Origin of the sequence: Enterococcus sp. 2STP (genome assembly GCF_032465635.1) — a bacterium.
In the GTDB taxonomy this organism is placed as follows: Bacteria; Bacillota; Bacilli; order Lactobacillales; family Enterococcaceae; genus Enterococcus_B; species Enterococcus_B lactis.
In genome coordinates this window covers 24,362-43,297 of the sequence record NZ_JAWDJH010000009.1, presented here as the reverse complement: position 1 = coordinate 43,297, position 18,936 = coordinate 24,362, and the positions used below count along the sequence as shown (strand labels likewise).

Sequence of the window (18,936 nt, the reverse complement as noted above, 5' to 3'; positions counted from 1 at the left end):
TTTAAAAAATATGACTACTATTTATTAGGTAGAATTCTAGAGTTGTGAAAAAGAAAGTGGAGGTCCCCATGTCAAAACATTACTTTGACCCAAGATTAAAAATTTTTGCGTTAAATTCCAATCGCCCATTAGCAGAGAAAATTGCAGCAGCAGTCGGTGTCGAGTTAGGAAAATCATCTGTTACTCAATTTAGTGATGGAGAAATTCAAGTAAACATTGAAGAAAGTATTCGTGGATCGCATGTCTATGTGATCCAATCAACGAGCAGCCCAGTCAATGATAACTTGATGGAGTTGCTGATCATGATTGATGCACTGAAACGAGCAAGTGCAAAAACAATCAACGTAGTCATGCCTTATTATGGTTATGCGCGTCAAGATCGTAAAGCACGTGCACGGGAACCAATCACAGCGAAATTAGTAGCAAACATGATCCAAAAAGCCGGTGCAACACGAATGCTGACTTTGGACCTTCATGCAGTCCAAATCCAAGGTTTCTTTGATATTCCAGTCGATCATTTGATGGGTGCGCCACTTATTGCTAATTATTTCTTGGAAAAAGGAATCAAAGGCGACGATGTTGTCGTTGTTTCACCAGACCACGGTGGCGTTACACGAGCACGTAAATTAGCGGAATTCTTGAAATCTCCGATTGCGATCATCGACAAACGCCGTCCAAAAGCAAATGTTGCAGAAGTAATGAACATCATTGGTCAAGTCAAAGGCAAAACTTGTGTACTGATCGACGATATGATCGATACAGCAGGTACGATCACATTGGCTGCCAATGCTTTGAAAGAAGCTGGTGCAACAAGTGTGTATGCTTCATGTACCCATCCAGTATTATCTGGTCCTGCTTTACAAAGAATAGAAGATTCAGCTATCGAGCGACTAGTTGTCACAGACTCGATCTATCTTCCAGAAGATCGTAAAATCGATAAAATCGATGAAGTAAGTGTTGGCGGACTAATGGGAGATGCAATCAAACGTATCCATGAAAACAAACCAGTTAGTCCATTATTTGAAACAAAAAATAAATAATAAATAAACTCACAAAGGGGAGTCCAATTGGGCTGAGATTGAATCTATTTCTAAACCCTTCGTACCTGTTTCGGTTATGCGAGCGTAGGAATTGTGAAAAAACAGCTGTTTGAAGATTTTCGAAAGCTGCTTCCTCCTTTGTGACTTTTTTATTCAAAGGAGGAAGTTTTTTTATGGGAAAAAATAGAGTTTGGGTAGAAGGAACGATTGTTGCAGCGTTAGCGATGGTGCTGTCATTGATACCAATCCAGATCGGCAGCAGCTTTTCTATTTCATTAGGGCAGATTCCATTGACTCTTTTTGCGTTAAGAAGAGGGACAAAGGCAGGGATGCTGGCAGGTTTCATTTGGGGGATCTTACACTTTCCGTTGGGACAAGTTTATTATTTAAGTGTCGTTCAAGTGTTGATTGAGTATCCGATTGCTTATACTTTTGCAGGTGCAGCAGGGCTCATGGCTTCAAATGTCCAAAAAAGCTATGCAGATGGAAATACGAAACAAATCAGAAAAAACATAGTGTTTGGTGCATTGATTGGCGCACTTTCCAGATATTTTTGGCATTTTATTGCGGGAGTTGTTTTCTGGGGAGCCTATGCACTATGGGGGATGAATCCTTGGCTCTTTTCTTTCGTAATGAATGGTGCTAGCGGGTTGAGCACAGCGATTGTGACGATGATCGTTTTATTAGGGATCCAACAAACGATTCCATCGCTTTTTGTGCCAGATAAACGACAGAATCTTTAAATAAAAAAGGAAACAAAAAACTTGAGACAGAATCATGTCCTAAGTTCCTTGTTTCCTTTTTGTTTTTCGGTAAGAAATAGATTCACTTCAATGGCAGATAAGAAAGACCGGCATCTTCTACCAATTGCCAGCGCCGATCGTTGACAGAGTAGATTAAAGTAGCGACGACTTCTTCTTCCCGATACCGAGTACCTTTCAATTTCCAAATATAGTCCTCAATCACATAAATAGGAATACGGTATTCGTCATCGATCAAACCAACTTGATCAAAAGAAAAAATGATCCCTTCCTGCATTAAATTACGCATTTCTTTCAATAATTCCACACTGATTTTTTCAACAGGAGTTTCCTTTTTAAAAAAGGATTTTTTTACATTGATCTTATCTGACAGGATAGAACTTAATTTACTAGCAAAAATCCTGTAAAATTCATCTAAATAGCGATAATAAATTCGGTTCAACTGATCGTTCAGATCGAAGTACACGAAATTATTTTGTAGCTTATAAAAAAATGGTGAGTGGAGGTGTGTTTTCATATGGCCAAAATATAACAATTCTGAAATTTCTAAAGGTGTCAATTCTTTCAGCATCGTTAAATCAGTAAAGTCGATCCATTTCAATTCATCGAATCCACGCCTGTTTCGAGAAGAGGAAAAGAAACGCTGGATATTTTCTGTACCACGGATTACTTTCAGTCCTGTATGAGATTCGTATTCTCCAGCAGAAGCAGATGGATCAAGCAAAAGCAAGTTTTGAGGAAAATGCACGATACTGTTCGCAAAATCAGTAGCAGTCAGTCCTTTTGTTAAAACAGCATTACTTGTGGTATCAATATGTACATAAACTGACTCAGTCATCATGTTCCTCCTCTTATTTCCTCTTAATCTCTTTTATTTTACAACATTTGCATAAAAAAAGCTTGTTTCTTTTATTTTAAAATTCCATTACAAAATCACGTTTTCATTGAAAATACTCTCATTTTCAATTAATTTTTGTATTTTTTATTTAAAGGTGGTTTTATGAATTGTTTTCTTATGGAATATCCAAAGTCGAATACGATACTCATGAACTTTTTTCGACGTACTGGTATACTTGAAGAAAAAGGAGAAAGCGATGGAGATAAAAAAAGTTTACTTTTCACAGAAAATGTCGCTGTATTCGCGTATCAACCAAGCAAAACAACCTCTTCCGTTTTTTCAAAGCCATCAAGAAAGTAGAGAAGCATTTTGGCGTTCTGCAAAAAAGCAATGTGCCTTTGAAGCAGTATCAAAAAAATATACCATCTATTTTACTATTGATAAAAGTAGAGAAGATGTTATTTTTAATAACTTGCTGATTGAAGGCGAAACTTTTGAATGGCAAAAACTTTTTCAGCATATGGAAGCTTGCGCTCGTTTTTTTATTAAAGAAAACTGTTGTTTTTTATTTCAATCTCCTCTATCAGAAGAATGGTTGCGTATTTTTCATAAAAACGGCTATCAAGGAACCATGCAACTAAATAAAAAGCTGGTCTATCACACAGCACTTGTATTAGGAGGAGGGGGAGCACACGGTGCCTATCAGATTGGTGTATGGCAGGCGCTGAAGGAACATAACATCCAATTTGAAATCATCACTGGGACCTCGGTAGGTGCGCTGAACGGCGCATTGATTTTACAAGGAGACATGGAAAAAGCTGTGGGTTTATGGAAAAAGCTATCAACCAGACAAGTGCTTGCGTTACCAGAAATGGCTGACGTAGAAGACTTGCGTGAACGTTTCTATCAAGAAAGACGCCAAATGACGAAAACGGCACTAGTTGAAGGTGGGGTTTCGTCTGCGCCATTGGAAAAGCTGGTCAAGGAAAATTTAGATTTGTCTTTGCTCAAATACAATTCCAAAATACGTTTATACACGGTGTCTACTAAATTGCCAGAACTAGCGGAAGTAGTGACTGCTATCCAACAAACAAAAACAGAAGAAATACCAGATTGGATACTTGCCTCTGCTTCATTTTATCCTGCTATGGCTTACCGAAAGATCGGAAAAAATAAATATGCAGATGGTGGATATCGTAACAAAATTCCTATTGACATCGCGATTAACGAAGGCGCAACAGAGGCGTTTGTCGTGGATGTGCAAGGACCAGGGCCAGCGAAAAGAATCCGTGTGCCAGATACGTTTATCCATTGGAAATGTCAAACATTGTGGACGCTTGGCAGCTTTCTGCTTTTTGATAGCCAAAGAAACCAATTAAATTTACAATTAGGCTATCTGGAAATGAAAAAACGATTAGGCTGTTACTACGGGAATTGGTATACATTTGATTCTGTCAAACAAGCAGGAACATGCTGGCGTGGATTTTTATCTTACTTAATAAAAGAACTTCAGTTAGAGCTATCTTTTTTCAAAACCATAAAATTTTGGCAAAAACTGCGTAATATATATAAGAACAGGGTCGAACCAGAAACATGCGGACTGGCGATGCTGGAACTTTTAGCAAAAAAACATTTTTTATTGCCAAACAAAGTCTATGAAGTAGATTGGATGTTTCAAATGATCTGCCAACAAGATAGAAAAAGTATGCCAGACGATTTATTGGCACAAGTTGGTCAATTAAGTACAGAAGAATGGCGGAGGTATCGAAAATATCAGCAGAAAATACAAAATGAACGCACGAAAGCCGTTTATTTTGAAAAACTGCTGCAAGAAAAATGTAAGGATCGTTTGCAGCGTGAACTGCTTGAACAGCCAGTTGACACATTACTGATCCTATATTTATATTATCTCAAGGAGGAACAACCATGGCACAAGAATTTTCATATGAAATCGTAGAAGAAATCGCTGTTTTATCAGAAAACAACAAAGGATGGCGTAAAGAGCTGAACTTAGTTAGCTGGAATGGTCGTCCGCCGAAATTCGATCTTCGAGATTGGGCACCCGACCATGAAAAGATGGGGAAAGGGCTGACACTGACGAACGAAGAGTTTGAACAACTGCAAAAAGCAATAGAAAATATGTAATGAGGAAGGACCCTGTCGAATGAAAAGTATGACTGGTTTTGGCAAAGCCATCCGCGAAACAAAAGCATATCAGCTAGATATCGAAATAAAAAGTGTCAATCAGCGTTTTCTAGATGTCCAAATACGAAGTCCTAAAATCCTGAACTTTATTGAAAACGATTTTCGTCAGCTTATCAAACAGCAGTTAAGCCGCGGACGGATCGAGGTATTTGTGAATCTAGCTTATATTGGCAAAAACGAAAAGCAGATCGTCATCAACTGGGAATTGATTGATTCACTTATCACCCAATTGACAGACGGGATTCAACAACGATACGGGAGTCAAAATCAAGTGTCAATTCGTCGGCTGGCGGAACGCTTCGCGCTGGATGAAAACTTCGTAACGGTAGAAGAAAAACCGGAAGAGAGCATGGAAGAATTGGCACAGTTAGCTCTAGATACATTGAAAAGTGCACTTGATTCTATTGAAGCCAGTCGAGAAAAAGAAGGACAAGCCTTAGCTTCAGTGCTGAAAAAGAACACGGAAGAATTCAAACAAGTACTAAAAAAACTCAATAGTTTTGTAGACATCTATGAACAGGAATTTCAATTAAGGTATCAAAAAAAGCTGGAGGAATTTCTTGGAGCGAAAGTGGATGAGCAACGGTTGCTGACGGAGTTGGCTATCTTGCTGGAACGTGGAGATATCCACGAGGAACTGGACCGTTTGGCGATCCATGTCCAAAAACTAGATGAACTTATCGAGGCGCAATGTCCTGTAGGGCGAGAATTAGATTTTTTGATCCAGGAAATGAATCGGGAAATCAACACGATCGGTTCCAAATCAAATGCAATCGAAATTAAAAATCAAGTCGTCCAATCCAAGACGATCTTAGAAAAAATCAGAGAACAGGTCCAAAATATTGAATGACGAAAGAGGTAGAGACAATGAAATACTATGACGTAACGTTCCACGAATTAAGTGGAAAAACTGTTGTTAAACGGGATATCCCTTCTGAAAAAAACGGCTTTGACGTATGGAAAGATGCCTGTGCAGACTATACTGAGAACGAACTGTTTATTTTGATCAACGACGGTGCTTACGTGACGATGAATCGGAAATTTATTGTTCGAATCGACACAGAAGAGGTAGAAGATCCGACAGAAAAAGCACGTTCTCGAAAAGATGAGATCATGGGTGTAGTGAATACTTTGTCCAATATGGGCTTTTAGCAAGGACGTTGAACAAAGAAATACAATAAATAATCAGAATTGCATTTCTACGCTTAGCTTCTTTGCTCTAGGAATACATTTAAAGGTTGTGACAAAATTCGTGTCACAATCTTTTTTTATTTTGAATAAGTGATGTTCAAAAAACATTTTCTCGGTATGAAGCCAAATTTATGCAAAAATGTGAGAAGCCATTTTTATTTGGCTGTTCTTATTACTTGATGCAGGGTAGCTTTTTTGCCAATTTCTAGCTATAATTAAAGATAACCTTGAAAGTTGCAGAAAAAAAGTGCAAAATAAACGATAAGTACAAAAAGACTAGTTGAAAGGACGTCGTCATGTCAGAGCGTGGATTATTAATCGTGTTGTCTGGTCCATCCGGTGTAGGAAAAGGCACAGTACGAAAAGCAATTTTTGAGAGTGAGGATAATGATTTTCAGTATTCAATCTCAATGACTACCCGTAAAATGCGTGAAGGGGAGGTCGAAGGCGTTGATTATTTCTTCCGAAGCAAAGAAGAGTTTGAATCAATGATCGAAGCTGGAGAGATGCTGGAATACGCAGAATATGTCGGGAATTATTATGGAACGCCTTTGTCATATGTCAACAAGACATTGGATGAAGGAAAAGATGTTTTCTTGGAGATTGAAGTCCAAGGAGCAAAACAAGTCAAAGAAAAAGTGCCCGATGGTGTATTCATTTTTTTGACTCCGCCAGATTTAGCGGAATTAAAATCACGGATCGTAGGCCGAGGAACAGATGCAGATGAAGTAATCGAAGAACGAATGAAAGTTGCAAAAGAAGAAATCGAAATGATGGCTCTTTACGACTATGCTGTTGTGAATGATGAAGTGCCGCTAGCAGTTGAACGAATCAAACACATTATTGCCAGTGAACATTTTCGAGTAGATCGCGTAATCGGTAAATATATTAAAATGTTAAAGGAGATGTAGTCTTATGATGTTAAAACCTTCAATTGACTCACTATTAGATCGTGTAAATTCAAAATATTCTCTAGTAATTTTAGCAAGTAAACGCGCGCATGAGTTGGATGCAAGTGCACAACCTACACTAGATTCTTTTGATTCAGTAAAAAGCGTTGGTCAAGCTTTAGAAGAAATCGATGCAGGGAATGTAGTCAATGATCCTCATCCTGAATTAAAACGTGAACGTTTGAAGATGGAAGAAGAGGAACGTCAAGCTCAAAAAGAACGTGAACAACACGAATTGGAATCACGTATCCGCGAAGAGCAAAAAATGTAATAAAGAAAAGTAGAGCGAACATCTAAAAAGAAAAGCAAACCCAGCTGTTTCCTTTTCAAACATTCGCCACTTATTGTCTGGTAGAAAAGGCTGTGTCTGAACTTTTTGACACAGTTCTTTTTTTTCTTATCCGCTGTTAATTTTTTGTTAGGATTTGGCAGAAAATAAGACAAATCCAGCGATCTCTAGTAAAATAGGCAAGGAACTTTTTGTCGCTTGATATGAAAAGACAAAAAAAGGAGGAAACGAACCATGACATTAACAGCTGAAGTCATTGTGGACGTACCTACTATGCAGACCGATCAGCCATTCACCTATCTGGTTCCCTCTGAAATGGAAACAGCTTTGCAAGTCGGGATGCGGGTAGAGGTCCCTTTTGGTAATGGCAATCGTCATGTCCAAGGATTTGTTATGGCTATCCAAAAATCAGAAGAATCAGCTAACCCATCGTTGAAGGCAGTGATCCGTTTGCTGGACCTTGCCCCAGTGGTCAATGAAGAATTACTTTCATTAGCTGATTATATGAAAAAGATCACTTATGCATTCAAAATCACTTGTCTACAAACGATGCTTCCGAGTGTGATGAAAGCAGAATATGATAAATTGATCTATCCTTTGGCAGATACACCAGAAATTCAGGCATTGTTTGGTCAACGGGAAGTGATTTCCTGGAAAGAAGCAGAAGAAGGCAGCCTTTCTCAGTTGATTCGTTGGCGCCAAGAGCAATTAGTAGATATCAAATACGAAGTCCATACACGAAATAAAGTAAAAACGATTCGTTTGGTCCGTTCCCTATTAACTGAAAAGCAAATCGAAGAAGAATGGGCAAAATTACGGCAAAATGCCAAGAAACAAAAAGAGCTTCTTTTGTGTTTATCTGAACTGAGCCAAGAAGAACCAATCGCTTATTTCAAAGATAAAGAAATCAGTACTGCTGTCTTGAATCAAGGAAAAGAAAAGGGCTGGCTGGAGTTTGTAGAATCAGAACGTTATCGAGACCCTTATCAAGACCGAGTATTTGACCAAACGACGGCATTGGAACTGAATGCAGAACAAAAAAATGCTGTCGAACAAATCATCACAGCAGGTCAGCAACAAAAAGATCAGGTCTTTTTGCTAGAGGGAATCACCGGTAGTGGAAAAACAGAAGTATATCTTCAATCAATCGCTGATGTTTTGTCAGAAAATAAAACGGCTATTATGTTAGTGCCTGAAATCGCATTGACTCCGCAAATGGTCGAGCGATTCAAAGGACGCTTCGGTGAATCAGTTGCGGTCTTACATAGCGGACTTTCCCAAGGTGAAAAATATGATGAATGGCGCAAGATCGAGCGGGAAGAAGCACAAGTAGTAGTAGGCGCACGCTCTGCTATTTTTGCTCCGCTGAAAAATATAGGATTGATCATTATCGATGAAGAACATGAATCAAGTTATAAACAAGATGAGACGCCGCGTTATCATGCGAGAGATTTAGCTATTTGGCGCAGTAAATACCATCATTGCCCAATAGTCCTTGGAAGTGCGACACCCTCTTTGGAATCAAGAGCACGAGCTCAAAAAGGTGTGTATCAGTTATTGCAGTTGAACCACCGAGCCAAAGCAGCTGCACAACTTCCAGCTATTGAGATCGTAGACATGCGTGAAGAGTTTCAGAATCATCGGACCTCTACTTTTTCTGCTAATTTGCAGGAAAAGATACAAGATCGGTTAGACAAAAAAGAACAAACTGTCCTATTGCTCAATCGTCGAGGATATTCGTCTTTTGTGATGTGCAGAGACTGCGGATTTGTTCTCCCATGCCCTAATTGCGATATCTCTCTTACCTTGCATATGGATACACGTTCGATGCGCTGTCATTATTGCGGACACGAAGAACCTATTCCTAATCGCTGTCCCAATTGTGGGGGCAACAAAATCCGCTACTATGGGACAGGCACCCAAAAAGTAGAAGAGGAACTCCGAGAACTTTATCCGCAAGCTAGGATTTTGCGTATGGATGTAGATACCACCCGAAGAAAAGGGGCACACGAACAGATTTTACAAAAATTCGGTGCAAAAGAAGCAGATATTTTATTAGGGACACAAATGATCGCTAAAGGCTTGGATTTTCCAGAAGTCACATTAGTTGGCGTGTTGAATGCCGATACCTCCCTGAATTTACCGGATTTTCGTTCTAGCGAGCATACATTCCAATTGCTGACCCAAGTCTCAGGACGAGCAGGACGAGCGGAAAAACCAGGTGAAGTCGTGATCCAAACGTTCAATCCTCAGCATTACGCCATAGAATTGGCTAAAAAACAAAACTATGAACAGTTTTATCAGCAGGAAATGCATGTACGGCATCGTGGAGGTTACCCTCCGTATTACTTTACTGTGAAAATAACTGCCAGCCATCCTGAAGAACAAGTGGCGGCAAAGAAAATCTTTCAGATTGCCAATCAGCTAAAAGAAGTATTAAGTCCTCAAAGTTTGTTACTAGGACCAACACCCAGCATGATTTTGAGAGTGAAAAATCGATACTATTATCAACTGATCATCAAATATAAACATGAGCCGAATCTTCCTCATGTTTTGGATGAAATCTTGAATGGAAGCCAGAAAGAACAGCGGCAAGGTCTTTTTGTGGCAATTGACAACGAACCATTAAACTTTATTTAAGAAAGGACCAACTTATGCGCTATCCTATATTGATCCACCCTAATGATAAATTAAAAAGACCTGCTCAGCCAATCGACGTGATCACGGATGAAACGATTGCTTTGTTAGACAACTTATATGAGACGATGATTGCGAATGACGGAATAGGGATTGCTGCTCCTCAAGTAGGAAAAAACAAGAGAATCGCTGTGATCGAAGTAGATGAAGGCGAAAAATTCGAACTGATAAACCCAGAAATCATTGAAGCAAAAGGTGAAAGCATGGACGTAGAAGGCTGTCTCAGTATTCCGCATGTCTATGGAACAGTCAAGCGAGCAGATGAAGTGACTGTACGCTATTATGACCGAGATGGAGAAGAGATAGAAGTGACAGCTTTCGGCTATTTAGCCCGTGCCTTCCAGCATGAAATCGATCACTTAGACGGTATTCTGTTCATTGAGAAAATGGTACAGCAGATCCCGGAAGAAGAACTTGAAGAATATATGGAGGAACATCTTGATGACTAAGTTAGTATTTATGGGCACACCTGCTTTTTCTGTGCCAATTCTTGAAGGGCTGATAGAATCAGGCTACGAGATCCAGGCAGTAGTCACACAGCCCGACCGTCCAGTTGGGCGGAAACGAGTAATTACGCCGACACCGGTAAAAGAAGCTGCTCTAAAGCACGGTATCCGTGTGTTGCAACCAGAGAAAATCTCCGGTTCGCCAGAAATGGAAGAAATCATTGAATTGGCGCCTGATTTGATCGTCACTGCGGCGTTTGGTCAATTCTTGCCTGAAAAGTTATTGCAAGTGCCAAAATTAGGGGCAATCAATGTCCATGCTTCTTTACTTCCTAAATATCGGGGAGGTGCGCCTGTTCATTATGCCATCATGAGCGGGGAGAAAGAAACTGGTGTAACGATCATGGAAATGATCAAAAAAATGGATGCAGGCGGAATCTATGCGCAAGAAAGCATGCCAATCACTAAACAAGATGATGTGGGGACGATGTTTGAAAAGCTCAGCCTTTTAGGAAGAAAGCTATTGCTAGAAACATTGCCTAATATTTTGAATGGACAAAAACCAGTTCCTCAAGACGAGTCAAAAGCCACTTTTTCGCCAAACATCACACGTGAACAAGAAGCGGTCGATTGGCATAAAACTGCAGAAGAAATTGACAACCAAGTACGCGGGATGCGTCCTTGGCCGATTGCATTCACGACCTATGAAGGTACACGCTGGAAATTATTATCGGTTGAAGTACTGGCAGAAAGTACAGACGAAGCACCAGGCACGATCATCCGAAAAGACAAAAAAAATCTATGGATTGCTTGCGGTAAACAGACCGTATTAGCCATCAATGAATTACAGCCAGCTGGTAAAGGAAAACAAGCCGTACACGATTTTCTTAACGGAAGCGGTCAGCAAGTTCAGATTGGTCAGCAGGTGAAATAATGAAAAAAATCCCTAAAAAAATGAAAAAATCTGTACGATATATGGCATTACTGACATTAGAGCGAGTGAACAAGGGCGGCGCCTACTCGAATCTTTTGTTGAATGAGATGATCAAACAAAGCGAGCTAAATCAAAAAGATGTGGGTCTATTTACAGAATTGATCTACGGTACGATTAGCCATCAGCGACTATTGGAATTTTACGTTGCACCATTGATCGCTAAAGCAAAAAAAGTGGATGACTGGGTCAAGACGCTTCTTTATCTTTCTGTATATCAATTAGAATTTTTAGATAAAGTCCCTGCACATGCTATTTTAAACGAGGCGGTCGAAATCGCGAAAGTAAAAGGAAATCCTGGGACAGGAAAATTTGTAAATGGTGTTTTGAGGAATTATCAGCGTCAAGGAGCACCAGATCTGCAAGGCATTACTGATCCTATCGAAAGACTTTCTGTCAAAATCAGCCTGCCTCTATGGATGACGAAGCGGTTGGTGGATCAAATCGGTTACGAAGAAACTGAAAAGCTCGGTTTATCGCTATATCAGCCTAGCCATGCTAGTGCCCGAGTAGATACACGCCGACTTTCCAGAGATCAGGCCATCACTGTTTTGCAAGAAGAAGAGATCACAGCTGAAAAAAGCCAAGTCAGTCCATACGGTATAGTAGCGAAAAAAGGGCATTTAGCTTCTAGCTCATTGTTCCACGATGGCGTCATGACGATCCAAGATGAAAGTTCGATGCTTGTAGCGCCGTCTATGCAAATCGAGCCTGAACATCATGTCTTAGATGCCTGTGCAGCACCCGGAGGTAAGACGACACATATTGCTTCTTTTTTGGATCCTTCATGTGGTGGGGAAGTGATTGCTTTAGATGTACATGAACACAAAGTCAAACTCATTGAAGAAAATGCAACACGTCTGGGTGTCTCTTCTGCTGTTTACGCTCAAAAGATGGATGCTAGAGAAGTCAGCAAGCAGTTTGAACCAGAGCAGTTCGATCGGATTTTAGTAGACGCGCCTTGTTCAGGTCTAGGGCTCCTTCGGCGAAAACCAGATATCCGTTATAAAAAACAGCCGGATGAATTAGCGAATTTACCAAAAATCCAATTGGAAATTTTAGAAAGCTGCGCACCAGCTTTAAAGTCTTCCGGTATTCTGACTTATAGTACTTGTACGATCTTAAAAGAAGAAAACCAAGACGTTGTTTCTGCTTTCTTGGAAACACACCCTGATTTTGAGAGGATTGATGTTTTGACCGATCCTATGCTACAATCATCAATCGTAGAGAAAATGTTGACTTTGTATCCGCATCAGTTTTACACAGATGGATTTTTCATTTGTTGTTTGCGCAAAAAGTAATGAGGTGAAAAAATGCAGATTGAATATCAATCAGATGTAGGAAGACGACGTAACACCAATCAAGACTATGCCAGTGTATTTACTAGCCGTTCAGGTCTCAAGCTTGCTGTATTAGCAGATGGGATGGGTGGCCACCGTGCTGGAGACATTGCTAGTCAAATGGCGGTAACAAATCTAGGCGAAGCTTGGGAAGAACAAGAAGCTGCCGACGATGAAAAAATCGCCCAGTGGTTCATTCAATCGATCCAAGAGGAAAATGTGCTGATTTATCAGCGAGGACAAGAACAGCCGGAATATAACGGTATGGGAACAACAATCGTAGCGGCAGCTCTGTCAGATGACTGGTTCACGATTGCGAATGTTGGCGACAGCAGAGCGTATTTGATTCGCGAAGATAAAATCATGCAATTGACAGAGGATCATTCTTTAGTTAACGAACTAGTCAAATCAGGGGAAATCAGCGAAGAAATGGCAGTGAACCATCCAAGAAAGAATATTTTAACACGTTCTGTCGGCATGCCAGGAACAGTCGAAGTAGATGTTTCTACTCATCTTTGGCAACTAAAAGATCGCTTGCTGTTATGTTCAGATGGCTTGACGAATATGCTATCTGAAGAAGAAATAGGAACGATCATTAATCAAGAAGGCCCGTTATCCCATAAAGTAACTGAGCTGATTGATCGTGCCAATGAAGCAGGCGGAGCGGATAATATCACCGTTCTTCTTATCGAATATAAGGAGGACAGTGTATGATCGAGTTGGGAAAAAAATTAAATGGCCGTTATCAAATCACGGGGAATATCGGTAGTGGTGGTATGGCTAATGTATTTTTGGCGCACGATTTGATCTTGGATCGAGATGTAGCAGTCAAAGTCTTACGATTCGACTTTCAAAATGATCAAACCGCGATTCGACGATTTCAGCGAGAAGCTTTAGCAGCAACAGAACTCGTTCATCCAAATATTGTCAGTGTTTACGATGTTGGTGAAGAAGACAATATGCAGTATCTAGTGATGGAATACGTCAAAGGAATGGACTTGAAACGATATATCCAAACACATTATCCTGTTCCTTATGAAACAGCAGTAAATATTATGCAGCAGATTCTTTCTGCTATTTCTTTAGCTCATAACCATCAAATCATCCACCGAGATTTGAAACCCCAAAACGTATTGATCGATAACGAAGGTGTAGTAAAAATCACGGATTTCGGGATTGCTATTGCTTTATCTGAAACATCGATCACACAGACAAATACGATGCTGGGATCTGTTCATTACCTATCTCCTGAGCAAGCAAGAGGGAGTATGGCAACGAAGCAGTCAGATATTTATGCTTTAGGGATCATTCTTTATGAGATGCTGACAGGTAGCGTGCCGTTTGACGGTGAATCTGCTGTGACGATTGCTTTAAAACATTTCCAAGATGATCTTCCATCCATAAAGGCACTTGATCCAAATGTACCGCAAGCACTGGAAAATGTGATTTTACGGGCGACGGCTAAAGAACCTGCAGACCGTTACAAGTCAGCCGAAGAAATGTCTGATGATCTTTCTACAGTATTATCACCAGCTCGTGCAAACGAAGAAAAATGGCAACCTCATGCGATGGATAACGAAACAAAAGTTATCACACCGCTTGCGGCAGATACACCAATGCCGGATTCATTCAAATCTATGCCTCTGCCAAAAGACGAACCGAGAAACGAAACATTGCCGGAAGAGGAAGAAGTTCTGCCTGACCCTAAAAAGAAAGGGCAGAAAAAATGGTGGCTGATTCTGTTAGCTGTCCTCGCTGTTTTAGGAATCGGAACAGCTGTATTCTTTGCTTCTGGCGGACGGGGAGAAGTTGTTGTTCCTGATGTTTCTGATCTTTCTGAAGCTTCCGCCAGAGAAACACTCGCAAAAGCGAAATTAGAAGTAGCAACAAAAACAGAAGAAATTGCAGATGACAAAATCGAAGAAGGCAATGTGGTGAAGACAGACCCAGCAGCGGGAACGACAGTCAAGCAAAAACGCGAAGTCACTCTTTATATCAGCAGTGGCACGAAAAAAATCAAATTAGATGATTACAGTGGTAAAAGTTATGAAGATGCTGAAGCAAGTTTGAAAGAATTAGGATTTTCTGCTGATTTGATTCAAAAAGAAGAGGAATTCAGTTCAGAGGTAGAAAGCGGAATGATCATTTCGCAATCTCCATCAGAAGATACAGAAGTCGATCCTAAAACAGACACGATTACTTTCACAGTCAGCAAAGGACCAGAAACAGTGACTTTGAGTAGTCATGTAGGAGAAAACTACGAAACTGTCCGTAATTGGCTTGTTACACAAGGATTCAATATCAATAACATTAGTGCTACTTATGACTATAGCGACACTGTGCCATCGGGTTCGATCATTAGCCAGGATCCAGCCTCAGGTGAAGTTGTAGCAGAAGAAACTTACATCAGTTTTGTCGTAAGCCAAGGAACAGAACCTAAACTGAATGACATCTCCGGCTATACAAAAAGCGAAGCACAAAGTTATTTGGCTAGTATTGGTGCAGAATATATCGGTCATGAGACTTCTGAATATTCAAGCACGGTGGATAAGGACAAAGTAATCCGTACAGTGCCAGGGGCAGGTACGACGATTACCAAAGGAATGGTTGTAAACGTGATTTACTCTAAAGGACCAGACCCAGCGTCTTCTAGTTCTGAGAAAGATTCTTCAGACAGTTCTAGCAGCTCAAGTAGCTCTAGCAGTACGAGCAGCTCTTCCAAAGAAGAATCTTCCAGCACCACAAGTTCATCAGATAGTACCTCAGAAAGCTCAAAATAAGTTTTTAATAAAATAGAACAAAGAGGTTGTGACAGAAGCTACTTCTGGAACACCGTTTATTCGAAGGGACTGTGTCGCAGTCCCTTTTTTGTGTTTTCTATCCCTTTTGATTAGTTTTCAAGCCTTTTACTTTGAGAAGTTTGCGTGGAACGACACCTACTTTCCTCTTCATATGGTAAAATAAACAAAAACGGAGGTGGCACTTATCAAAGGACAAATCAGAAAAGCAATCAGCGGTTTTTACTATGTATACGCAGACGGAGAAACCTATCAAACAAGAGGAAGAGGGAATTTCCGGAATCGGAAAATCACGCCGCTTGTCGGAGATCAGGTAATCTTTGAGAGTGAAAATCAAACAGACGGCTATCTTCTGGAAATCTTGCCGAGAAAAAATCAATTAGTTCGCCCGCCAGTCACAAATGTTGATCTTGGAATCATTGTCACAAGTATCGTGGAACCTGCATTTTCTTATAATCTGCTTGACCGCTTTCTAGTTACCTTGGAATATGAATCAATCGAACCGCTCATTTTTTTGACGAAGACCGACTTGTCAGACGACCCGAAAACAATCGAAGAAATCAAACAAACCTATACTAAGATAGGCTACCCAGTGATTGTACCCAATCATGCGGGTGACACGACAGAATTGATCCGTTACTTTCCAGAACGGCTATCGGTCTTCATGGGACAGTCTGGAGCAGGAAAATCAACACTACTGAATCAAATATCTCCAGAACTGAATTTAGCAACAGGAGAGATTTCTGATGCACTTGGAAGAGGGCGTCATACAACACGGCATGTGGAGCTGCTCCCTATCTACGGTGGGTTAGTAGCAGATACACCAGGATTCAGCTCGATTGACTTTTTGACTATCGAAGCAGGAGAATTGCCAAGACAATTTCCGGAATTTGTGGAAGCTTCTGCCCATTGCAAATTTAGGGAGTGCATGCATGCCAAAGAACCTGGCTGTGAAGTGAAACATAGAGTAGAAACAGGTGGTATCGCACAGACACGTTACGATAATTATTTGCAATTCTTACAAGAAATCGAGAAAAGAAAACCCATGTATACGAAAAAAGAAGGTAAACGAAAATAGGAGGAACCAAGAATGAAAATAGCACCATCCATTTTGAGCGCAGATTTTGCCAATTTGCAAAGAGATATTGAGTTAGTAGAAAAAGGAGGCGCAGATTACATCCACGTAGATGTCATGGATGGCCAATTTGTCCCAAATATCACGTTAGGGCCAAATATTGTTCAGGCAATCCGACCTGTCACTAAATTACCGCTAGACGTCCATCTGATGATCGTTGATCCGGAAAATTACATTCCAGCATTTGCGAAAGCTGGAGCAGATATCATTACTGTTCATGTAGAAGCAACTCCTCATATCCATCGGGCACTCCAAATGACAAAAAGCTTAGGTGTCAAAGCTGGAGTAGTTATTAATCCGGGGACACCAGTCTCCATGATCAAACATGTTTTGCCTTTGGCTGATCAAGTGCTGGTCATGACTGTCAATCCTGGGTTTGGCGGACAAAGCTTTATTGAAGAAACGGTAGAAAAAATCACAGAACTCGCTGATCTACGTAAAGAGAACACTTGGTCTTATGCAATCGAAGTAGATGGCGGAATCGTTCCAGAAACAGCAAAAATCTGTAAAGATGCAGGGGCGGATGTCTTTGTTGCAGGATCATATATCTATGGAGCCGAAAATCCAGTCGGACAAATCGAACGGTTAAAAGAGGCATTAAATTAAATGAAAATTTTATTAGCTGCTGGAGGTAATCCGGAAAACTGGCCGCAGCCTCTACTGACCAAATACGATGCCTATGTCGGAATAGATCGTGGTGCGCTGTATCTGCTTCAAGCAGGCTACCCAGTAGATCTGGCAGTAGGTGATTTTGATTCATTGTCGAACGAAGAGCAGGAGGAAGTATTTGCAAAAGCCAAAGAGTATGCCCGTTCACCCGCAGAAAAAGACGATACAGATACACAATTGGGGATCTTAAAGACATTTGAACGTTATCCGCAAGCTGAAGTCACTTTGATCGGCGCCACAGGCGGAAGATTGGATCATCTTTTAGCCAATCTCTGGTTAGGTCTGGAACCTCGATTCAAACCGTTTGCCCATCAGCTTATTATTAGAGATCGTCAAAATTATTTGGCTTATTATTTGCCTGGAAAGCATATAGTAAGACAGGTTCCAAGTATGAAGTATCTAGCTTATTGCTGTTTGACGCCCGTCTCGGCTCTTACATTGAAAGGCAGTAAGTATGTATTGGAAAATAAAGCAGTTGAATACCCGATATCTTATGCAAGTAACGAGTTTCTTTCAGATACCGCTGAATTTTCTTTTTCAGATGGTATGATTGCAGTTATTCAAAGCAAAGACTGACCAATGAACAAAAGGAAAAGTTTTGTCTTTCAGGCTAAAAATGACAGAATCTATTATTTACTAAAAAAAAGCTTAAGAGGAGCAACTTGCCTTTTGTTTCCCGACATTTAGTGATAAAATTGAACACAAGAGTCTAATTAATTCGAGGTGTCTTTGTGAAGAAGTTCAATCCTAATAAAAATATTATTATTACCTTGGTTATTGTTATCATCGTGGTGACGATACTAAGTGTGACCGCTGCACAGCGAGCGAATGAAGGAAAGCCTAATTTCTTCCAATCCATCGTTAATGACAGTGTTGCAATGGTTGATAAAACAATCTCTGCCCCAGTACGGTGGGTGCGAAACGGAGTAGATTCTGTCCATAATCTTTTTTCAACTTATGCCGAAAATGAACGGCTAAAAGAAAAAATCGATAGCTATGATGACGTTGCACAGCAAAACAAGAATTACGAGAGAGAAATCGAATCTTTGAAAAAAGAACTTGATTTGAACCAGACGCTGACGAGTTACGAAAAAGTAACGGCAAATGTCATTACCCGTTCACCAGATAGCTGGCAGGACATGCTGATCGTAGACAAGGGTTCTAAAGACGGTATCGAAGCAAATATGGCAGTCATGTCGCAAAAAGGATTGATCGGCCGAGTGATCGAAGTCAATACAGCTTCGTCTAAAATCGAATTACTGTCATCCTCTAACGAAAGCTCCAATCATTTTCCAGTACGGGTATCTTCGGCTAATGGCGAAGCATTCGGTTTGCTTAAAAACTATGATGAAAAACTCCATGCATTAGTGGTGACCCAATTGACTGGTGATACGGATATCAAAGAAGGGGATGTTGTTCAGACATCCGGTCTTGGAGGAAATTCTCCAGCTAACTTGCCGATCGGTACGGTTATCAAAACGAAACCAGACAGTTATGGCCTGGATCGGGAAGTTTATGTGAAACCTTATGCAGAAATGTATGATGTGTCAGTTGTGACGATTGTCCAACGGCTAGCGGAGGATTAG

Annotated in this window: 19 protein-coding genes and 1 riboswitch; of the genes, 18 read left to right on the top strand and 1 reads right to left on the bottom strand. The window is 40.5% G+C overall.

The genetic code is table 11. From position 1 onward, the window contains the following. The first annotated feature begins 68 nt into the window (after positions 1 to 68). Complete coding sequence (locus RWU19_RS02150) at positions 69 to 1,040, top strand: ribose-phosphate diphosphokinase (RefSeq protein WP_002287347.1); 972 nt, start codon at positions 69 to 71, stop codon at positions 1,038 to 1,040. 5 nt (positions 1,041 to 1,045) lie between these two features. Continuing rightward, a riboswitch (TPP riboswitch) is annotated at positions 1,046 to 1,148 on the top strand. Between the two features lie 65 nt (positions 1,149 to 1,213). Continuing rightward, positions 1,214 to 1,783 (top strand): energy-coupled thiamine transporter ThiT, encoded by a 570-nt coding sequence (gene thiT, locus RWU19_RS02145; protein ID WP_002293068.1) that lies wholly within the window; start codon positions 1,214 to 1,216, stop codon positions 1,781 to 1,783. Positions 1,784 to 1,865: 82 nt separating this feature from the next. Here the strand turns inward: thiT and RWU19_RS02140 are convergent, their stop codons facing one another. Beyond that, on the bottom strand, positions 1,866 to 2,639 hold the full coding sequence (locus tag RWU19_RS02140) for a hypothetical protein (RefSeq protein ID WP_002293067.1): 774 nt from the start codon (positions 2,637 to 2,639) through the stop codon (positions 1,866 to 1,868). 256 nt (positions 2,640 to 2,895) lie between these two features. On the opposite strand from RWU19_RS02140, the gene RWU19_RS02135 reads away from it, so the two are divergent. The 16 genes from RWU19_RS02135 to mreC all read left to right on the top strand — a co-directional run bounded on the left by RWU19_RS02135 (position 2,896) and on the right by mreC (position 18,936). Beyond that, positions 2,896 to 4,596, top strand: coding sequence for a patatin-like phospholipase family protein (locus tag RWU19_RS02135; protein WP_104764583.1), 1,701 nt, complete (start codon positions 2,896 to 2,898; stop codon positions 4,594 to 4,596). Continuing rightward, positions 4,566 to 4,784, top strand: coding sequence for a YdbC family protein (locus RWU19_RS02130; RefSeq protein ID WP_002293064.1), 219 nt, complete (start codon positions 4,566 to 4,568; stop codon positions 4,782 to 4,784). Before RWU19_RS02135 ends, RWU19_RS02130 begins: the two co-directional genes overlap by 31 nt. 19 nt (positions 4,785 to 4,803) lie before the next feature. After that, positions 4,804 to 5,694 carry a YicC/YloC family endoribonuclease gene (locus RWU19_RS02125; protein WP_002315890.1) on the top strand — a complete coding sequence of 297 codons (891 nt, stop codon included), beginning with the start codon at positions 4,804 to 4,806 and terminating at the stop codon, positions 5,692 to 5,694. A 17-nt stretch (positions 5,695 to 5,711) separates the two neighbouring features. Next, positions 5,712 to 5,996 (top strand): hypothetical protein, encoded by a 285-nt coding sequence (locus RWU19_RS02120; protein ID WP_033650092.1) that lies wholly within the window; start codon positions 5,712 to 5,714, stop codon positions 5,994 to 5,996. A gap of 335 nt (positions 5,997 to 6,331) precedes the next feature. Further along, complete coding sequence (gmk, locus tag RWU19_RS02115; RefSeq protein WP_002293062.1) at positions 6,332 to 6,946, top strand: guanylate kinase; 615 nt, start codon at positions 6,332 to 6,334, stop codon at positions 6,944 to 6,946. Between the two features lie 4 nt (positions 6,947 to 6,950). Then, positions 6,951 to 7,256 (top strand): DNA-directed RNA polymerase subunit omega, encoded by a 306-nt coding sequence (gene rpoZ / locus RWU19_RS02110; RefSeq protein ID WP_002287365.1) that lies wholly within the window; start codon positions 6,951 to 6,953, stop codon positions 7,254 to 7,256. A 252-nt stretch (positions 7,257 to 7,508) separates the two neighbouring features. Then, complete coding sequence (priA, locus tag RWU19_RS02105) at positions 7,509 to 9,914, top strand: primosomal protein N' (RefSeq protein WP_123837798.1); 2,406 nt, start codon at positions 7,509 to 7,511, stop codon at positions 9,912 to 9,914. Between the two features lie 14 nt (positions 9,915 to 9,928). Then, the gene (gene def, locus RWU19_RS02100; protein WP_002315893.1) at positions 9,929 to 10,420 is read left to right on the top strand and encodes a peptide deformylase; all 492 of its coding nucleotides are present in this window, start codon (positions 9,929 to 9,931) and stop codon (positions 10,418 to 10,420) included. After that, a complete protein-coding gene (gene fmt, locus RWU19_RS02095) occupies positions 10,413 to 11,351 on the top strand; it encodes a methionyl-tRNA formyltransferase (protein WP_086286428.1) in 939 nt (312 codons plus the stop codon). The genes def and fmt overlap by 8 nt, the downstream gene beginning before the upstream one ends. Beyond that, on the top strand, positions 11,351 to 12,709 hold the full coding sequence (gene rsmB / locus RWU19_RS02090) for a 16S rRNA (cytosine(967)-C(5))-methyltransferase RsmB (RefSeq protein WP_002293058.1): 1,359 nt from the start codon (positions 11,351 to 11,353) through the stop codon (positions 12,707 to 12,709). Before fmt ends, rsmB begins: the two co-directional genes overlap by 1 nt. 12 nt (positions 12,710 to 12,721) lie before the next feature. Then, entirely contained in the window at positions 12,722 to 13,462 is a 741-nt protein-coding gene (locus RWU19_RS02085; protein WP_002315895.1) for a Stp1/IreP family PP2C-type Ser/Thr phosphatase, read from the top strand. Further along, complete coding sequence (pknB, locus tag RWU19_RS02080; RefSeq protein WP_002293056.1) at positions 13,459 to 15,528, top strand: Stk1 family PASTA domain-containing Ser/Thr kinase; 2,070 nt, start codon at positions 13,459 to 13,461, stop codon at positions 15,526 to 15,528. Before RWU19_RS02085 ends, pknB begins: the two co-directional genes overlap by 4 nt. 196 nt (positions 15,529 to 15,724) lie before the next feature. Next, positions 15,725 to 16,624 carry a ribosome small subunit-dependent GTPase A gene (gene rsgA, locus RWU19_RS02075; protein ID WP_002315897.1) on the top strand — a complete coding sequence of 300 codons (900 nt, stop codon included), beginning with the start codon at positions 15,725 to 15,727 and terminating at the stop codon, positions 16,622 to 16,624. 12 nt (positions 16,625 to 16,636) lie between these two features. Beyond that, complete coding sequence (rpe, locus tag RWU19_RS02070; RefSeq protein ID WP_123837799.1) at positions 16,637 to 17,287, top strand: ribulose-phosphate 3-epimerase; 651 nt, start codon at positions 16,637 to 16,639, stop codon at positions 17,285 to 17,287. Next, positions 17,288 to 17,926 (top strand): thiamine diphosphokinase, encoded by a 639-nt coding sequence (locus RWU19_RS02065; RefSeq protein ID WP_123837800.1) that lies wholly within the window; start codon positions 17,288 to 17,290, stop codon positions 17,924 to 17,926. A 155-nt stretch (positions 17,927 to 18,081) separates the two neighbouring features. Then, positions 18,082 to 18,936: a rod shape-determining protein MreC gene (gene mreC, locus RWU19_RS02060; protein WP_002293051.1), complete on the top strand. Its 855-nt coding sequence runs from the start codon at positions 18,082 to 18,084 to the stop codon at positions 18,934 to 18,936.